The 17,165-nt window shown below is 57.9% G+C and carries 16 protein-coding genes; 13 read left to right on the top strand and 3 right to left on the bottom strand.

Annotated elements, in window-relative coordinates:
• Positions 1-167 precede the first annotated feature (167 nt).
• From VCJ09_RS18920 to VCJ09_RS18905, 4 genes are all read left to right on the top strand, one after another.
• On the top strand, positions 168-479 hold the full coding sequence (locus VCJ09_RS18920) for a hypothetical protein (RefSeq protein ID WP_324731618.1): 312 nt from the start codon (positions 168-170) through the stop codon (positions 477-479).
• 564 nt (positions 480-1,043) lie between these two features.
• Positions 1,044-2,072, top strand: coding sequence for an IS30 family transposase (locus tag VCJ09_RS18915; protein WP_324730628.1), 1,029 nt, complete (start codon positions 1,044-1,046; stop codon positions 2,070-2,072).
• An 18-nt stretch (positions 2,073-2,090) separates the two neighbouring features.
• Positions 2,091-2,492: a DUF4145 domain-containing protein gene (locus VCJ09_RS18910; RefSeq protein WP_324734690.1), complete on the top strand. Its 402-nt coding sequence runs from the start codon at positions 2,091-2,093 to the stop codon at positions 2,490-2,492.
• Positions 2,493-2,790: 298 nt separating this feature from the next.
• Positions 2,791-4,062, top strand: a complete 1,272-nt coding sequence (locus tag VCJ09_RS18905; RefSeq protein ID WP_324734608.1) for an IS4 family transposase — start codon at positions 2,791-2,793, stop codon at positions 4,060-4,062.
• Between the two features lie 253 nt (positions 4,063-4,315).
• Here the strand turns inward: VCJ09_RS18905 and VCJ09_RS18900 are convergent.
• Together VCJ09_RS18900 and VCJ09_RS18895 are read right to left on the bottom strand one after the other, a co-directional pair.
• Positions 4,316-5,868 (bottom strand): IS3 family transposase gene (locus tag VCJ09_RS18900; RefSeq protein ID WP_324731617.1). Its coding sequence is split into 2 segments (ribosomal slippage): positions 4,316-5,406 and positions 5,406-5,868, totalling 1,554 coding nucleotides; the frame shifts between segments, so codons are not numbered across the junction.
• A 376-nt stretch (positions 5,869-6,244) separates the two neighbouring features.
• The gene (locus tag VCJ09_RS18895; protein ID WP_324731616.1) at positions 6,245-6,529 is read right to left on the bottom strand and encodes a hypothetical protein; all 285 of its coding nucleotides are present in this window, start codon (positions 6,527-6,529) and stop codon (positions 6,245-6,247) included.
• Between the two features lie 195 nt (positions 6,530-6,724).
• On the opposite strand from VCJ09_RS18895, the gene VCJ09_RS18890 reads away from it, so the two are divergent.
• The 7 genes from VCJ09_RS18890 to VCJ09_RS18860 all read left to right on the top strand — a co-directional run bounded on the left by VCJ09_RS18890 (position 6,725) and on the right by VCJ09_RS18860 (position 14,037).
• Positions 6,725-6,958, top strand: a complete 234-nt coding sequence (locus VCJ09_RS18890; protein ID WP_324731615.1) for a hypothetical protein — start codon at positions 6,725-6,727, stop codon at positions 6,956-6,958.
• Positions 6,959-7,113: 155 nt separating this feature from the next.
• Positions 7,114-7,524 (top strand): IS1096 element passenger TnpR family protein, encoded by a 411-nt coding sequence (locus tag VCJ09_RS18885; RefSeq protein WP_324731614.1) that lies wholly within the window; start codon positions 7,114-7,116, stop codon positions 7,522-7,524.
• 95 nt (positions 7,525-7,619) lie between these two features.
• Positions 7,620-7,886, top strand: a complete 267-nt coding sequence (locus VCJ09_RS18880) for a hypothetical protein (RefSeq protein ID WP_324731613.1) — start codon at positions 7,620-7,622, stop codon at positions 7,884-7,886.
• A gap of 323 nt (positions 7,887-8,209) precedes the next feature.
• Positions 8,210-9,238 carry an IS30 family transposase gene (locus VCJ09_RS18875; RefSeq protein WP_324731612.1) on the top strand — a complete coding sequence of 343 codons (1,029 nt, stop codon included), beginning with the start codon at positions 8,210-8,212 and terminating at the stop codon, positions 9,236-9,238.
• A 464-nt stretch (positions 9,239-9,702) separates the two neighbouring features.
• Positions 9,703-13,122, top strand: coding sequence for an AAA family ATPase (locus VCJ09_RS18870; RefSeq protein ID WP_324731611.1), 3,420 nt, complete (start codon positions 9,703-9,705; stop codon positions 13,120-13,122).
• Between the two features lie 177 nt (positions 13,123-13,299).
• Positions 13,300-13,485, top strand: a complete 186-nt coding sequence (locus tag VCJ09_RS18865) for a hypothetical protein (protein WP_324731610.1) — start codon at positions 13,300-13,302, stop codon at positions 13,483-13,485.
• Positions 13,486-13,530: 45 nt separating this feature from the next.
• The gene (locus VCJ09_RS18860) at positions 13,531-14,037 is read left to right on the top strand and encodes a hypothetical protein (RefSeq protein ID WP_324731609.1); all 507 of its coding nucleotides are present in this window, start codon (positions 13,531-13,533) and stop codon (positions 14,035-14,037) included.
• A 43-nt stretch (positions 14,038-14,080) separates the two neighbouring features.
• Here the strand turns inward: VCJ09_RS18860 and VCJ09_RS18855 are convergent, their stop codons facing one another.
• A complete protein-coding gene (locus VCJ09_RS18855; RefSeq protein ID WP_324731608.1) occupies positions 14,081-14,989 on the bottom strand; it encodes a haloalkane dehalogenase in 909 nt (302 codons plus the stop codon).
• Positions 14,990-15,298: 309 nt separating this feature from the next.
• Here VCJ09_RS18855 and VCJ09_RS18850 point away from each other — a divergent pair, with 309 nt between their 5' ends.
• Positions 15,299-15,724: a potassium channel family protein gene (locus tag VCJ09_RS18850; protein ID WP_324731607.1), complete on the top strand. Its 426-nt coding sequence runs from the start codon at positions 15,299-15,301 to the stop codon at positions 15,722-15,724.
• 101 nt (positions 15,725-15,825) lie between these two features.
• Positions 15,826-17,121: an ABC1 kinase family protein gene (locus tag VCJ09_RS18845; protein WP_324731606.1), complete on the top strand. Its 1,296-nt coding sequence runs from the start codon at positions 15,826-15,828 to the stop codon at positions 17,119-17,121.
• The last annotated feature ends 44 nt before the right edge of the window (positions 17,122-17,165 follow it).

Genomic DNA, 17,165 nt, shown 5'->3' with positions numbered 1-17,165 from the left:
GAAATGCAGAAGCCAAGCGAATACGGATCTCGACTGACGCTACTGGTCTAACGCATTGATTGGTAGATGATTTTTATTTCAGAGCGGGTAGGGTGGTGCGGGATTATGCAGAATTCTCTACTATCGGATTAATGCAGCGGTCCATCTAATCACTGTTATAAGCACATATGAAAATTACAGTCACGCGCCAAGCCTGCTGCTCCCAAGATGACCAACTTGGGCCGCTAGAAATTTATATTGATCTACAAGAAGAATCTAAAATCTGGGAACTCGCGAGAGCAATAGGTGAGTCTAATTTTCTACAATTTAGTGGCTCTCACAATATTTTAAATGCTTTCTGTGCGGGCAAACTTCTTTTTAGTATTCCGCAAATTGGCTGCCACAAAAGCACTGTTGCATATGCAGTAGGAAGAGATGATCCTATCTCTATTCATCTAGCGGTACCGGAAATCGAGTTCATTTGGCCGAAGGGCTTATAACAATTGGTTCAAATCGTTCGCTGCGCTCACTGGGACGGGCTAAAGCCCGCCCCTTAACCAAACGTTAGATACCTACGAATAACACCAATTACACAAGGAATAAATGATGCCCAAAGAGGCCATCTGGAGTGACTGCAGATCATGCAAAAGAAATACAAAACACACTACTCTAGGGGAGGTTAGTCAACGCTCTGATCCAGATGGATATCACGATGAAACAAAATATTTTCTTTTAGAGTGCAATGGCTGCGAGACGATATAATTTCGAAAAGAATATCATGATTACGAGTCATGCTATCCAATTAGTCACGACGAGTACGAGCACGAAATCACAGTTGAAACTTTTCCTCATTACATAAAAGATCACAACCCAATTGAGTCTCTAACTGATATCCCAAGAATAGTAAAAAGGATTTATCAGGAGTCTGTTTTAGCAATACAAGAGGGAGCATTCACCCTAGCAGGGCTTGGGTTGAGAGCAACAATTGAAGCCATTTGTAATGATAAAGAGGCGGCCGCGGAAACTGAGTGCAACACCTGACCTTTCCGGTAAGGTGCGGCCCAATGGAATATCACGAACTCAGCATTGAAGAGCGCGCCACGATTCAAGTGGGTCGGTTGCATGGCATGAGCCAGCAAGCAATTGCCCAAGCACTTGGTCGCAACCGCTCCACGATCAGTCGTGAACTGCGACGTAACACCGGCTCCAACGGCATCTATCACGCACCTACGGCCCAGGGGCATATGCGTCAACGTCGAGAGGCGTGTCGCCCGCAAAAGAAGCTAGTGCCGGGCAGCGAACTGCTTGAGTTGGTGGTGGAGTTGCTGCGAAAAAACTTCTCTCCCGAACAGATTGCCGGCAAGCTGCGCAGCATGGATATTCCCAGTTTTGAAGATGCTTACGTTTGCCGCGAGACGATCTACAGCGCGGTCTATGCCCTGCCTGTGGGCGAGCTGCGCAAGGAGCTGATCCAGTGCCTGCGCCAGGGCAAGAGTACGCGTAGGCCGCGTGCAGGGGGCGTTGATCGGCGCAACCAGATCCCGGAGATGGTGAGCATCCATCTGCGTCCGCCAGAGATTGAAGACCGCTTGATGCCGGGGCACTGGGAAGGTGATCTGATCAAAGGCAAGGCCAACGCCTCTGCTGTGGGCACGCTGAACGAGCGCAGTAGCAATTACCTGATGCTGATCAAGATGAACGATGCAACGGCAACTTCGGCGGTTGAGGGTTTCAGTGCGGCCCTCAACCGGATGCCGCTGGCTGTGCGCAAGAGCATGACCTACGACCAGGGCAGGGAAATGACCCGGCATGCTGAGATCACCCAGAAAACAGGGGTGGCAATCTACTTCTGCGACCCGCACAGCCCCTGGCAGCGCGGCAGCAACGAGAACATCAATGGCCTGATTCGCCAGTATCTGCCCAAGGGCACGGACTTGTCTGTATGTAGCCAGGAACAGCTGGATGCCATCGCTTATGAGTTGAACATTCGTCCACGTAAGCGCTTCAACTGGAAGTGCCCAATTGAGGTGATGTCAGAGATGATGGAAAAAGCGATGACGATGCAACATGATGCGCCCGCTTCAATTCAATAACCGTGTTGCACTCAGCTCCTGCAACCGCCAGATGTTACCGGTAAAAATCTTCAAATTAGAATAAATGCAATGAGCCGCTCTGGCATGATCTCAAAGTCGGACGCAGAGCGCTTACACGCTATTGGATTTATGGGTAACGATGCAGCTCACGAAATAAAGAAGGCAAAAAAACAATCAGTTTTAATAGCCCTAAAAATAATCGAACATATACTACTCTCTGTTTATGTGTTTGAAGACGAAGTTAATCAATACCTAGAGAAACCTATCTCGACCCTTGACGACGCACTCCCAATACTCACGTCCAGCCTTAAGAAAATTGGCGACAACAGTACTTTTACTTATCAAATGGCTTGGTGCATCACGAAGAAGGGTACTGGAAAAAATAGAAGACATAGAAATAGAATTGAAAGCCAAAATTGAGAGCGGAAACTTTGAAGGTGTAGAGCTAATAGACACACCGGAAACAGAGGAGTCGTCTTCTCAGTGGTATAAAAAAACAGTAGCCACAGGTCCTGATGAAGACAAGTCCGAGGAGAACGGCATCTAACTAGTGGTTCAAATCGTTCGCTTCGCTCACTGGGACGGGCTAAAGCCCAATGTCATCAACTTAAGCAGTTTCTCTATAAATATCATATAATTAGCGCTCAAATTAGCGCATAGGAAAACTCCTTATGGCCTCTCATTCCACACCGTTTGACACCGCCCAGCAAACCCTGGCCTGAAAATTGTACAAAAAATAACCAGCTCGCTTGATTGTCCCGCTTTCATCGATACCCACCGCCAGCACCCTCAAGACTTTACCCGCCGACGTCAGCTGACCTTCAAGAACCTCGTCCTGTTCTTGCTCAATCAGCCGCGCACCGCCTTGCAGACCGAACTCGATCAGTTCTATCGCGTGCTAAATCAGGCCTCGGCCGAGACCCAGGTGGTTACCGCGCAAGCCTTCAGCAAGGCTCGCAGCAAGCTCAAGCCCGAGGTCTTCGAGAGCCTTAACCAAGTCCTTCAGCACCAGATCGACAGCCTCGGGCTGCGCCAGACGTGGTGCGGGCTACGCGTACTCGCCGTGGATGGCTCCACCGTACATTTACCACTGGAGCCGGCCATGACGCGCTTCTTTGGCAGCCACAGCGAGTTTCCCGTTGCCCGCCTGTCCATGCTCTACGACGTCACCGACGGTCAAACGCTGCACAGCCTGATCGTGCCATTCGAAGTCGGCGAGCGTGATTGCACCCACTTGCATCTCGCGCATCTGCCCCCTGACAGCCTGACGCTGTTTGATCGCGGCTATCCTGGGCACTGGTTGTTCGCGCTGTTCGAGCAGCAACGGCGGCATTTCCTGATGCGCCTGCCTTGTGGCTACAACGCGCAGGTCAAACAGTTTCTCCAGTCGGGTCAGGTCGAAGACACGCTGTTCTTCGCGGCCAGTCATCCAGAAGCGCGCTTGTTTTGTACCGAGGCCGGCGTCGATCCCGCAGGCCAGGTCGAATTACGCTTGGTTCGGGTCGAGCTGGCGAGCGGTGAAAGCGAAGTGTTGCTGACCTCTCTGCTGGACCGGCAGGCATTCCCGGCCGAGGTGTTTGCGGATCTCTACCACCGCCGATGGGGCATCGAGACGGACTACCGCCGCGTCAAGCAGACCCTGAGTCTGGACAACTTCAGCGGTCGCAGCGTGGTAGCGGTGAAGCAGGACTTTCATGCCGGGCAACTACTGAAGAATCTGGGGCTGCTGATGAACTACCTGCTGCAACCGGTCATCGAACAGCGCCACAAAGGCCGCAAGTTGCGCTGGAAGGTCAACTTCACCCAAGGGGTGTCGCGCCTCAAGAACACCTTGGTCGAGCTGCTGGTGCGCCCCTGTGCTCAGGGGCTGGCCAACGTGCTGGCGCTGATGACCAACAGTCTCAGCGCCGTGCGTCCAGGGCGCAGCTTCCCGCGTAAGTGTAAGCGCCCGGCCAGCCGCGGCTGCGAGGGGGCCAAACCGACGCGCTGAGAACCCGCACTACCGCCAAAACCGCCGTGCAAAAAAGCTGGCCAGAAGCGGTCGGTACGCGCTCGCCCGGAAAACGAGAAACCCGCTCGATAAAGCGAACCGGCGTCCATTAAGCTGCCGCCAAGATTAAATATGCGCTGAATCGGGGAGCAAAACCGGTGGCGGTGCTGCTGCAACCGAGCGCTCAAGCCCTGGATTTGCTTGCTCCAGACAGGCGGCGTTTTGCAAGGTAGTTGTCGCGTCAGCCGTGTTTTTAAGCTGCTATTTTCAGTGCCGGTTGCTCTCTGTCTGGATTGAGTGTGACAGCGCCGATAGGTTGCCAATTTCGAGTCGCGCCCGACCAGCGATGCGGGTGTTGATTGCGAGCATGCTGGTAAAGCGCATGACGCTTGGCCAGCACCTCTTGATCCTCGCCGCGATGCCGCTGCGCCGGGGTCACGAAGCGGATGCGGCTATGCCGGTGTTCGTGGTTGTACCAGCGGATAAAGTCGCGCACCCAGCTGCGTGCTGCATCCAAATCGGCAAAGCCATCCTGCGGCCATTGCGGGCAGTATTTCAGGGTTCTAAACAGCGATTCTGAGTAGGGGTTGTCGTTGCTCACCCGTGGTCTCCCGCGCGACGGCGTAATGCCCAGGTCGTACAGTTTGCTCAGCAGCGTCACTGATTTCATCGGTGCGCCGTTATCCGAGTGCAACACCAAGGGCCGGCCGGCGCAGCGCTCAGTCAGTACGGTGCGCTGCATCAGTTCGGCCGCCAGTTCGCCGCTTTCTTGTTCGTAGACTTCCCAGCCCACGCCCTTGCGGCTGTAGATATCCTCGATCAAATACAGGTAGTAATACTTCCCGCGCACCTTTGAAGCCAGGTAGGTGATGTCCCACGACCAGACCTGGTTGGCCTTCGTAGCGTTGTGCGTGGTCGGCGCGGCATGCTTGTGCGGTGTATGACTGCGGCCACGTCGATGCTGCTGATCGGCGGCTTTAAGGACGCGATAAAAGGTCGCCTCCGAGGCCAGGTAGCGGCCTTGATCGGCCAACCTTGGCACGACCTGGCTGGGCGGCAGGCTGGCGAATTCCGGGCTGTTGCAGGCAGCCAAGATCGCGCTGCGCTCGCACTCACTCAGGGCGTTCAACGGTCGTGGGCGTAGCGTGGTGGTGCGCACGTCAGCCTGCACCACCGGCGTAGACGCCCAGCGTTGCAGGCTGCGTAGCGACAGCCCGATCTCAGCGCAGGCAACCGCCTTGCGCGCACCCGAAACCACCGCATGGTTAAAACGCTCAACGAGTTGTTGCCGTTCTGGCAACGAGGTCAGACGTCCTCGCTGTCGTTTCCCCAGAAGGCATTCATCTTTTTTCGTAGCACCAAGATGGCGGCGGTCTCTGCCAGCGCCTTGTCCTTGCGCCGCAGTTCGCGCTCTAGCTCTGCGATGCGCTTCTTGTCGGCACGCGCTTGTTCGCGCTCGGCTTGACGCTGAGCCTGGGCCGACTGCTGGCCGCTGATGCACGCTTGGCGCCATGCGCTGATTTGCTCAGGGTACAAACCCTTGCTGCGGCAGTACTCACTGAGCTCAATCTCACTCAAGGACGCCGCGTGCAGCACCGCTGCAAACTTGGCTTCAGCCGGCCAATTATCGGTTTGTTTCTTGTCTCCAGGCACCACCGCACCTCCTGCTTTGAGCTTGGTTCGCCAAGCATACAGCGTCGCTTCGGGGATACCTTCTTGGCGCGACAACGCCGCCACAGACATGTTTTGTGGCGGGAGTAATTTGTTCAGCAGGGCAGCTTTACGCTCAGGTGAATAACTCGACATATCAGCTCTCTTTGACGCCCCCGATCTATCGTTTTGATAAATCAGCCGAGGCGACAACTAGCCTGACACCGGGGGCAGGGCTGGGAGCTTAAGTTGATGACATTGGGCTAAAGCCCGCCCTTTAACCAAGCGTTATGTTGTTGGGAAATATGATAGTCAGCTATGAAACTTGAAAGTATTGAGTTACTTATCGATGGCTCGGGCGAAATTTCTATCGGAAGGGCTGGGCCAGTTCGATGTGCTGCATGTGCGTCTGATGAGGATCAGTGTCTTGCAATGTTGGTCAGGCGGCCTGATGAGCCATTATCTGAGTTGCTAAAACGGCTTGATTCTGCAATAGAGGATGCGATTGAACGGCAAGTATTTGCGGATGAGATCAATGGATAGTGGCCAAGACGCTGTTCATGACTGTTACGGCATGCCAGATAACGGCGTGTCGATTAGGCTGGAAAAAAATTATGTAAGGCGCGAAAGTTTCGTATGGTGCCTGTTTATAGAAAGGCAAGCGACGGAAGGCGATTTGGAGGAGAACCATCATCTCGAGGAGGTTGGCGAGATGATTTGGACGACGGTTGTTGAAATTGGGTTCTGCCCATACTGCGGGCAAGAGCTTGCCGTTCCCGGCAGAAATAAGCCAGGTGATTTTGGTCGCTTTGCTCATTTTGACTGCTCAGCCTGGGCGAGCCGATGGTGCTGACCTCAACAAAACATAACCAGGCCATGCACCGGATGCCAAAACCTCCGCTTCACTGCGGTTTTGCCACCGTTGAGGCGGGCGTTAGGCGCAAAAGCAAAAACATCTGGAGCATGGAAGTTATGCAACCCAGTAACAAATGTCAGGCATAAACATTAAGATATGGCAAAGCCCAAGGAAAAGCTCACTCCAGCGCAAAAGCTAGCGAAGAAAGCCGCGAAGGCAGAGCGGAAAATGAAATATGAGTGGATATTTATGAACGGCAAACAAATAAGGATAAAGCGGCCACCAACCATGGATGGCATAGATGTAGGTCAGTTCGTTGCGGAAAACGCTGATTCAATCTGGCTTCATCAAAATGAACTGTGGGAATTGATTCCAGTTGAAGATCATTAGACAGTCGTTTTAGCTACTGTGTCGTATTCGGCCACAGCGTCCGGCTCAAGTTGCTGGCCTAGCAAACGGTTAAAATCGCTCGCAGAGACGTGCTAAAGTCCGCCCCTTAACCAGGCGTTACGCAATCAAGCAATGGTGATCGCATGATACTTGAGGTGAAAGTTGAATTAATATTCAATATTCATGAGGAAGTTGATCTATGGAAGGGAGTAATCGAAATAGACTCTTCGTCAACGCTAGAAGATTTTCATTTTGCGATTCAAGATGCTGTTGAGTTTGACGATGATCATCTTTACGAATTTTACGTGTCTAAGACGGTGCGAGGTCGTAATAGGGTAACTTTTGACGATGAAAATGAGAAAATATATGAAGTGACACTTGACGGTTTGTTCCCTCTTGATAAAGGGCATGGTCTTTACTATATGTTTGATTATGGGGATAGCTGGCTGTTCAAGATAACAAAGTCTAGAAAACATCCACGTCACTCAAGTGAAGGCATAGAGTACCCGAGACTTGTCAGTGAGTCAGGAAGAAGGCCGGAGCAATATCTGGTTGAGAATTGGTAGATTTCATAATAGCATGCCAGTCGGTCACAAAACCGCTGCGAGATTCCGCTCGGTTGAGCTTAAACGTTATATTTTTCATCGCGTACAGGTGCTAAATGAAAGATTCCGATATTAAGGCAGTTGCAGAAGTTTTGGAAAAATGGAACCCGTTGGGAGAGTACGCGGATTCGATCGCTGATTTAGAGGGTTACAAAACCGAGGCCATTGATATTGTTTCGATGCTGTCATTCTCGGCAGGAAAAATATCGACCGCGATGGCAATTGGCGAAGTTCTGTCTGAAGCATTTGAGTTGCCTCTGGATACGGCAGCCGTTCAAGCTGCGGCTAACGAAATTGATGGTATTTTAGGAACGAAACGCTGAGGCGATGAACCTAGCGGCTCGCTGCAGCACGGCTGGGGCATACGGCAGGCTACCCGCGCCTTCGGCCTCTTACCCAGAGCGTTATTAAGCTGATCGGTAACGATAAATGTCACATAGATACCACAAACAATTGCGTCGGTTCCTTGAGGATGTCAAAGATATTGAAGATGCTAAAAATGCAATATATGAGATGTCCGATGAAATAGATAATGCTGTAATAGTATCCGGTCAAATGGTCGGGGAAGATACCAATAAGATTATTATCGAGGGCGGCGGCAAGAACTGAGTGCAACACCTGACCTTTCCGGTACGGTGCTGCCCCTATGTCTTATTCCGAACTCAGCGTTGAAGAGCGCGCCACCATTCAAATCGGTCGTGCCCAAGGCTTCAGCCTGCGCAAGATTGCCTGCTTGATCACCCGATCCCCTTCGACCATCAGCCGTGAGCTGCGCCGCAATCGAGATGCCTGTGGCGGCTACTCGGCCCGCTTGGCCCAGCAGCAGATGCAGGACCGCCGTCAGGTTTGTCGACCGATGCGAAAACTGTTGCCGGGTAGCGAGCGCTTCGAGTTGGTGGCCCATATGCTGCGTGGGCGTTTGTCTCCAGAGCAGATTGCCGGCAAGCTGCGCAGCATGAACACTCCCAGCCTCAGAGATGCCTACGTCTGTCGCGAGACGATCTATAACGCGATCTATGCCTTGCCGGTCGGCGAGCTGCGTAAGGAGCTGATCATCTGCCTGCGCCAAAGCAAGACGACGCGCAGACCGCGTTCTGGCGGCGTGGATCGGCGCGGACAGATCCCCGAGATGGTCAGCATTCATGTGCGCCCGCCGGAGATCGAAGACCGGCTGATGCCGGGGCATTGGGAAGGCGACCTGATCAAGGGTAAGGCCAACGCCTCGTCTGTAGGCACGTTGGTGGAGCGCACCAGTGGCTACCTGATGCTGGTGAAGATGAATGACGCGACGGCAACCTCGGCGATGGAGGGCTTCAGTGCAGCGTTCAATGGCATGCCGTTGGCGATGCGCAAGAGCATGACCTACGACCAGGGTCGAGAAATGGCGCGGCATGCTGAAATCACCCAGCAGACCGGGGTGGCAATTTACTTCTGCGACCCACACAGTCCCTGGCAGCGCGGCAGCAACGAGAACATCAACGGCCTGATCCGGCAGTACCTGCCCAAAGGAACGGACTTGTCGGTGCATAGCCAGGAAACGTTGGATGCCATTGCCTTGCAAATGAATATGCGTCCCCGTAAACGCTTCGACTTTAAATGCCCGATCGAAGTTATTGGGGAAGTAATGCAAAAGGCCATGACAATGCAGCATGATGCTCCAGCCTCAATTCAATAACCCTGTTGCACTCAGCTCCTGCAACCGCCGAGATTGGGAAAAGGCATGGTCTTCTGGTTTTTTCATTTGGCTTGACTGTTTCATATCGAGCGCCATAAACATGTACTGAAATTATCGGTTGAACCGATGGTTATTCCGCTTTCAAAATAAGCGGCCGCCCTGTATTTACAGCGTCAAGGAACAGATTGATATTTGACCGTTCGGCGTAGCAGCCAGTTGTTGCGATTGTCGAAGTTTGGCGCAGAAGAAGCATAATCAGTGGCTGCACTGTGGCTATTTTTCCGTTGTTTAGCAGCGCCAAAGCGACGCGTGGGCCGGGCGACCGAAGCGCCTAACCAGCCGGATGCAGGCACCGGCCAATAGCGGCACTTGGTGGCCCTGCCAATTTCTCCGCTTATGAGTCGTCTGCACAACTCCGGCAACAATGTCAGAATGGCCGCTTCCCGACGACCACCGACCCTGATATGAAAATCCTCAGCCTGCGCCTGAAGAACCTCAATTCGCTGAAGGGCGAGTGGAAGATCGATTTCACCGCCGAGCCGTTCAAGGACAACGGCCTGTTCGCCATCACCGGGCCGACCGGCGCCGGCAAGACCACCTTGCTCGACGCCATCTGCCTGGCCCTGTACCACCGCACGCCGCGCATGAGCAGCGTGTCGGCCAGCGCCAACGAGCTGATGACCCGGCACACCGGCGATTGCCTGGCCGAGGTCGAATTCGAGGTCAAGGGCGCGCGGTACCGCGCGTTCTGGAGCCAGCGCCGCGCCCGCGACAAGGCCGGCGGCGCGCTGCAGGCGCCCAAGGTGGAGCTGGCTGCGGCCGACGGCACTATCCTCACCGACAAGATCAACGAGAAGCTGCGCGAGACCGAGCGCCTCACGGGCCTGGATTTCGAACGCTTCACCAAGTCCATGTTGCTGGCCCAGGGCGGTTTTGCCGCCTTCCTCGAAGCCAATGCCAACCAGCGCGCCGAGCTACTCGAAGAACTGACCGGCACCGACATCTACGGACAGATTTCCCAGCGCGTGTTCGAGCAGACCCGCGAGGTCAAGGGCGCACTCGATCAACTGCGTGCGCGCGCCGAAGGCGTCGAGTTGTTGGGCGACGAACAGCGTCGCGAGCTGCAGCTCGAAGCCGAACGCCTGGGCGCCGAAGACACCCGCCTGAATGCCGAGCAGGTCGAACTGCAACGCCAGCGCCAGTGGCGCGATGACCTGGGCAAAGCGCAGAGCCAGCAACACAGCACGGCGCTGGCCGAGCAGCGGGCCCAGGACGAATTGCAGGCCGCCCAGGCGCAGCTGGCGCAACTGGCCGCCAGCGAACCAGCGGCAAAGTTGCAGCCGATTTATCGCGACTGGCAGCAGGCGCAGCAGGCCGTGCACCAGGCTGAGCAGGCCTTGCAGCAGACCCGGATCGAGCAGCAGCAGGCCGCGCAGCGCAGCAGCGCCTGCCTGTGGCAGGCGCACCAGTTCAGCCAGCAACTGCTTGGCGAGCGGCAGCATGCGTACGATCAGCTGGCCGCGCAGCGCCAGCAGCTGGAAACCCGCCTGGTCGAGCACGCACAGCACGCTCGGCTCGGTGAGCAACTGGTGGCTTGGCGCAGCCAGTTCGCGGCACGCCAACAGTTGGGCGTGGACATCGACCAGCTCGGCAGCCGCCAGCAGCAGACCGCGCAGGCCGTGCAGGTGCTGGATCGGCAGTTGACCGAGCAGGCCGCGCAGTTGAGCGCCGAGCAGGCGCACCTGCTTGCGGCGCAACGGGTGGAAGGCGAGCAACAGCGGCTACTCGATGGCCTGTTGGCCGGGGGCAGCGAAGCCGCCCTGCGTGAGCACTGGCAGCTGCAGCACCGCCGCAGCGGCCTGCTGGGCCAGCTCAAGCAGCTGGCCAGCACGCGCCAGCAGTTGGCCGAACAACAGACGCAGCTGGACGGAAAACTGAGCGAATTGCACGGCCAGCACGCCGCCAAGGATGCCGAAGTGCTCGCCTTGCGCGCGCGCTACAAGGACGTGCAGCAACAGCTGCGCGACCAGGAAAAACTGCTGGAGCAGGAGCAACGCATCCAGGCCCTGGAGACTTACCGCGCGCAGCTGCAGGAGGGCCAAGCCTGCCCGTTGTGCGGTGCCCACGAACACCCGGCGATTGCCGCCTACCAGGCACTGGACGTTTCCGCGACCCAGCAGACCTTGCTGGCGAAGAAGGCCGAACTGGAAAACCTGACCGGCAGCGGTCAGCGCCTGGCCAGCGAGCTGGCGACCTTGACCACCCAGCTTGAGCAGCAGCGGCAGCAGTTGCAACGTACCCATCAGGAGCACACTCAGCAGGAGCAACGCTGGCAGCAGTTGACCGAGCAGCTCGGCACCGTGCTGGCCGATGCTGCCGCCCTGGCCGCGTATGAGCAGCAGCAGGCGGGTGAGCTGGATGCCATCCAGCGCAGTCTGGATCAGCTCGAACTCGTGAAGAGCGCCCACGACGGCGCGCGCACGGCTCGTCAGCAGCTCGAACAGGCGTGCATCGCCAGGCAGCAACAGCTGGCTCTGAGCAGTCAGCAGCGCCAGCATCAGGACAGCCAGGTGGCGGAGCTCGCCACCCGTCTCGAGCAATTGCAGGGCCAGAGCCGCGAGCGCGACAGCGTCCTCGGCGCAGAGCTGGGCGCCCTCGGCTATAACCTGCCAGTCGATGGTGATGCCTGGCTGCGCGAGCGCGAAGTCGAGTGGCATAGCTGGCAGCAGGCGCAACAACGGCGTCAGCAACTGGAGGGTGAGCAGCGTGAGCTGGAACATGCCCTCAGCGTTGCCCGCGAACTGCACGGCAACTGGCTCCAGCGCTGGGCGGCAGAGCAGCAGGAACAGCCGCCGGCACTGGCGGCGGTTGCCGATGCGCGGGCCGCCCTGCAGCAAAGCGAGGCGCAGCTAAGCCATGAGCAACGCCGCCATCAGCAATTGCACGGTACCCAACAGACCCAGGCGCAGCGGCTGATTGATGATCAGCACGACCTGCAGGCCAAGGTACAGCAATGGACGGCGGCCCTGGCCGCCAGCCCGTTCGGCGACGAGGGCGCATTCCAGGCTGCGCTGCTTGACGATCAGCAGCGTGCTGCGCTGTCCCGGCTCAAGCAACGCCTGGACAAATCCCTGGCCGAGGCCCAGGCGCTGAAAACCGCCGCCGAGCAACAGTTGGCGACCTTGCAGGCCAATCCGGCCAGTGAACTCGAGCGCGAACAGCTTGAACAACGCCTGCTGCTACTGACTGCCGAGCTGAAAACCCTGACCCAGCGCCAGGGCGAAATCCGCGCCCAGTTGCAGGGCGACGATGCGCGGCGGCAGAATCTGCAGAGTCTGTTCGCCGGGATCCAAGCCAAGCAGGTCGAGTACGATCTCTGGCAGCAACTCAACAGCCTGATCGGCTCGGCCGACGGCGCCAAGTACCGCAAATTTGCCCAGGGCCTGACCCTCGATCACCTGGTCTACCTGGCCAACCAGCAACTCGAACGCCTGCATGGCCGCTACCAGCTGGCGCGGCGTAGCAGCGGCGAACTGGAACTGGAAGTGATCGACACCTGGCAGGCCGATGTCGCCCGCGACACCAAGACCCTGTCCGGCGGCGAAAGCTTCCTGGTCAGCCTGGCCCTGGCGTTAGCCCTGTCCGACCTGGTCAGCCACAAGACCAGCATCGACTCGCTGTTTCTCGACGAAGGCTTCGGCACCCTCGACGGCGAAACCCTGGAAATCGCCCTGGATGCCCTCGATAGCCTGAATGCCAGCGGCAAGATGATCGGCGTGATCAGCCACGTCGATGCCATGAAGGAGCGGATTCCGGTGCAACTGAAAGTGCACAAGAGCGTGGGCATGGGCTACAGCGCCCTGGACCGCCGTTATGCCCTGTGACTCGCTGCAACCAACTGGCGCGCCGCGTCTTTACCTATACTGGCCAGGGCGCTGACCAGGCGCATTGATACATGTTGTGACCATGGACGTGATGCCCAACCAGGGCCGGGGGAGGAACACACTTTGCTCAGGTTGTTCATTTGTACTGCTTTGGTGTTTTTTTGCCCCGCCGTGGTTATGGCGGAGCAAACAGCGGCACAGCAGCTGACTTTTTGCCATGAGGACCAGGATGCCTATCCCTGGGTCATGACTGACAACACCGGACTCAACCTGCAGTTGCTCTGTTTGGTCGAGCAGAGCCTGCCGGTGACATTCACCTATGTTGCCGTGCCCTGGAAGCGTTGCCTGTCCGGGCTGGAGTAGGGCACTTAAGACGGCGCCTTCGCCTCCAGCTTCAAGGTCGAGCGCATGAGCGCCGGGCGCTATCCCGTGGCGGCAGATGGTCAGCCTGATGCGAGCAAGCGCCTGCACATGTCGCGTTACGCGCTATACCGCCGCCGGGGCGACTCGGTGACCTGGGACGGTTCGGCGTTCCGCCAGCTGAATGGTCGAATCGGTTCCCTGAGCGGGTTTTCCATTGTGGCTTTTCTGCGTGAGCAGGGCGCCGAGGTGGATGAAACCAGCCGCGACCCCTTGGCGCTGCTGCGGATGCTCCAGTACGGACGTATCGAGGCGGCGGCGCTGCAGAGTCAACGCGCCGACTTCGTCCTGCAGGCCAATCCGCAACTGGCCGAATTGATCGAGAAGGTCGAGATGCTGCTGGAGGAAAAACCTTACTACCTGATGTTGTCCAAGACCCTGGTCGCGGACCATGCCGCCCTGACAGAGGCCATCTGGAGCGCCATCGCGTTGCAGCGCGAGTCAGCGACCTATCAGCAACGTATGCGTGTGTTCCTGAGCAGTGCCACACCGTGAGGCGTGCCGCTGGCGGCCGACGAATCCATGCAGGGACAGGCTGCTAGGGCGTGGCGACGATAAAGCGCAGCACCACGGCGGCCAGCTCTTCGCCCTGGTCTTCCTGGAGGAAATGCCCGGCACCGACGATGGTGGTATGGGCCTGGCCCTGGGTGCCGGGAATCAGCTTTTGCATCAGTTTGTCGCCGCCGGCGGTGATCGGGTCGCTGTCGCTGAAGGCGGTCAGGAACGGCTTGCACCAATTCGCCAGCACCGTCCAGGCCGCGCGGTTGGCCGCCGCGGCCGGGTCGTCCGGGGTGGTCGGCACTAGCAGGGGAAACTGACGGGCACCTTCCTTGTAGCGCTCGTCCGGGTAGGGCGCGTCGTAGGCGTCAATCACCGTTTGCGGCAAGGTCGTCACGGTGCCGCCCTTGATCACCCCGCCGGCAGGAAATACCGGCACCTCCTGGGAGAATTTCTGCCAGTTACTGAAGGCTTCGCCGGGAGTGTGATCGCCGGTTGGCAGCATGGTGTTGGCGGCAACTACCCGAGCGAAGCGCTGCGGGTTTTCCGCGACCAGGCGCAGGCCGATCAGGCCGCCCCAGTCCTGGCAGACCAGGGTGACGCGCTTGAGGTCGAGCTGCTCGAGTACCGCGTGCATCCAATCAACGTGACGTTGATAGCTGTAGTCCTGGCGTTGAGTCGGCTTGTCGGATCGGCCAAAACCGATCAGGTCGGGGGCGATCACCCGATGCCCGGCGGCGACGAGTAGAGGGATCATCTTGCGATACAGGTAACTCCAGGACGGTTCGCCATGCATCAGCAGCACGGGAGCGGCTGCGGCCGGCCCCTCGTCGAGGTAGTGCACGCGCAACTGGCCGCCCTCGCGGTCATCCACCTGCAGGTAGTGGGGCGCGAACGCATAGCCCGGCAGATTGGTAAAGCAGCTGTCAGGGGTGCGTAAAAACTCCATGGGGTTGTTCCTCTCGGTGGCCAAGCAGGTAAATTGTGCTGTGCCGGTGCCGCTGTACAGTGAGTTGGCTGTCATGAATATAGCTGCATCAGCGGGCAGGGGCCGCGTCCAGCGCTTGAACCCCAGGCATACGCGTGCATGATGGCCTCGCAAAACTACCCGGCTGCCCCGTCGCCGTAGGGGCCGCCACAAGCCAACCGAGGCACGGTGCCAGTAGCCAGCCTGCGACTCTTTGTCGAGACTATGCTCGACGTGGGTGCAGCGAAGCAGAATTGCTCCCCATCAAAACCCTCCACAGCAGGATCGCCAGTGATCGCCGTATTTCTAGTCAACAGCCTGATCGTGATAGCCGCCGTCATCATCCACTACGAATTCCTCTATCGGCTGACGCTGCTGTTGCCGCACATTCAGGTGCGCCATCGCTTTCGCATCGTGTTGGGGGTCGGTGGCGCTCTGCTGGCGCATGCGGTCGAGGTGTGGATCTTCGCGTTCGCCTACTATTTGATGCACCGCGCCGGTGGCTGGGGCTACCTGGAAGGCAACTTCAACGGCAGTTTGATGGACTCGGTGTATTTCTCCTTCACGACCTTCACCACCCTTGGCTTTGGCGATATCCAGCCGCACGGCGATCTGCGCTTCCTGACCGGAATTGAATCGCTCACCGGATTGGTGTTGATTACCTGGACCGCGACTTTTCTCTTCGTGGAAATGCAGCGGTTCTGGAATACGCGATAGCCCGGGGCGTTGCCGCGCGGTCATCGTTGCTGACCGGCTTGGCCGTTGGTAACTGTCCCGAGCAGGCGCATGATCACTGTAAGTTCTGAAGAGCATCGCCAATGGCCAAGCCCCCGCTAATTCCATCCTCAGCCTCCGCGCTCGGGCGTTTTTTCAAACTGGCCGGCACTGCGACACGCATCGGTGGCGGACTGCTCGGACAGCAGCTCAGCCTGGGCCGCTCGGCCATCGATTGGCAGCCGGTGGCCGAGCAACTGGGCACTGTGCTCGGCGAGATGAAAGGCCCGGTGCTCAAGCTTGGGCAGATGGCTTCGCAATGGCACGAAGTGCTCCCGGAACCTGTGGCGCAGGCCTTGAACAAACTGCAAAACCGGGTGCCGGCGTTGCCCTTCAGCGCCCTGCAAGGGCATTTGCAGCAGGTCTATGGCGATGATTTAAGCCAGTTCTTCCAGAGTATCGAGGAGCAGCCGTTTGCCGCCGCTTCGCTTGGCCAGGTGCATCGGGCGGTGGCGCTGGATGGGCGGGCGCTGGTACTCAAGGTGCAGTACCCCGGTATCGCCGAGATCTGCGCAGCGGATTTGCGCCAGTTGCGTCGTCTGCTGCCGCTCGGGCGCTTGTTCCGCGCGCCAGCCGAACAGTTGGAAGGGGTCTATCAAGAACTGGCGGCGGTGATCGCGGCCGAGCTGGATTACCCGGCGGAGATGCGCCGCCTGCAGCAGTTTCGCGCGCACTTTGCCGACTGGCCGGGGTTGCGCCTGCCGCAGCCGCAGGAAGATCTGTGCCGGCCGGGCGTACTGGCGTTGAGCGAAGAGCCCGGGTTGCCCTTTGCCGAAGTCGCTCAGGCCAGTGCTGAGGTGCGCGAACGCCTGGCCCTGACTCTGGTGCGCTGGTTGAGTACGCAGGCCTTCGAGCTGGGGTTGCTGCATGCCGACCCGCATCCGGGTAATTTCGCCTACACCGCCACCGGCGAATTGGTGGTGTATGACTTCGGCTGCGTTCAGGCATTGTCGCCCGCGTTGCTGGGCGCCTATGTGCAAACCTACCGGGCGCTGCAGGCGCGCGATGGCGAACAGCTGGAGCGGGCTTTCCAGGCACTGGGCACACGCCAGCCGCAATCGACCACCCCTTATGGCCTGTATCGCCAGTTGCATGGATTACTCGGGCCGTTGTTGCAGCGGGGCAAGTGCTGGGATTTCGCCGCCACGCCGCTGCACCAAAAGGTGCAGGCGCTGTTGCCGGATGTATTGGGCGCGCTTGGCAGCCTGCAGCCGGCGCCGGCCACCCTGCTGGTCAACCGCACTCTGGAAGGGCATTACTGGAATCTCAGCCGGCTGGGTGTGGCCTTGCCGCTGGCGGATCTGCTGCATGAGCAGATGGCGCTGGTGCAGAGCCACTAGCCGGTCGGGAGTAGGGGCGGCGTAAACCTGCGCGCACCAGCCCA

It is taken from the genome of Pseudomonas paeninsulae, assembly GCF_035621475.1.
Classification (GTDB): Bacteria; Pseudomonadota; Gammaproteobacteria; order Pseudomonadales; family Pseudomonadaceae; genus Aquipseudomonas; species Aquipseudomonas paeninsulae.
Note: the sequence above shows the minus strand (reverse complement) of the source record. Positions and strands in the feature narration are given on the sequence as shown.

Bases quoted from the DNA above. Each gene is read 5' to 3' on its own strand.
- VCJ09_RS18920 (WP_324731618.1), top strand. From the start codon at position 168: ATGAAAATTACAGTCACGCGCCAAGCCTGCTGCTCCCAAGATGACCAA.
- VCJ09_RS18915 (WP_324730628.1), top strand. From the start codon at position 1,044: ATGGAATATCACGAACTCAGCATTGAAGAGCGCGCCACGATTCAAGTG.
- VCJ09_RS18895 (WP_324731616.1), bottom strand. From the start codon at position 6,529: ATGAGCAAAGCGACCAAAATCACCTGGCTTATTTCTGCCGGGAACGGC.
- VCJ09_RS18890 (WP_324731615.1), top strand. From the start codon at position 6,725: ATGGCAAAGCCCAAGGAAAAGCTCACTCCAGCGCAAAAGCTAGCGAAG.
- VCJ09_RS18880 (WP_324731613.1), top strand. From the start codon at position 7,620: ATGAAAGATTCCGATATTAAGGCAGTTGCAGAAGTTTTGGAAAAATGG.
- VCJ09_RS18875 (WP_324731612.1), top strand. From the start codon at position 8,210: ATGTCTTATTCCGAACTCAGCGTTGAAGAGCGCGCCACCATTCAAATC.
- VCJ09_RS18870 (WP_324731611.1), top strand. From the start codon at position 9,703: ATGAAAATCCTCAGCCTGCGCCTGAAGAACCTCAATTCGCTGAAGGGC.
- VCJ09_RS18865 (WP_324731610.1), top strand. From the start codon at position 13,300: ATGGCGGAGCAAACAGCGGCACAGCAGCTGACTTTTTGCCATGAGGAC.
- VCJ09_RS18860 (WP_324731609.1), top strand. From the start codon at position 13,531: ATGAGCGCCGGGCGCTATCCCGTGGCGGCAGATGGTCAGCCTGATGCG.
- VCJ09_RS18855 (WP_324731608.1), bottom strand. From the start codon at position 14,989: ATGGAGTTTTTACGCACCCCTGACAGCTGCTTTACCAATCTGCCGGGC.
- VCJ09_RS18845 (WP_324731606.1), top strand. From the start codon at position 15,826: ATGGCCAAGCCCCCGCTAATTCCATCCTCAGCCTCCGCGCTCGGGCGT.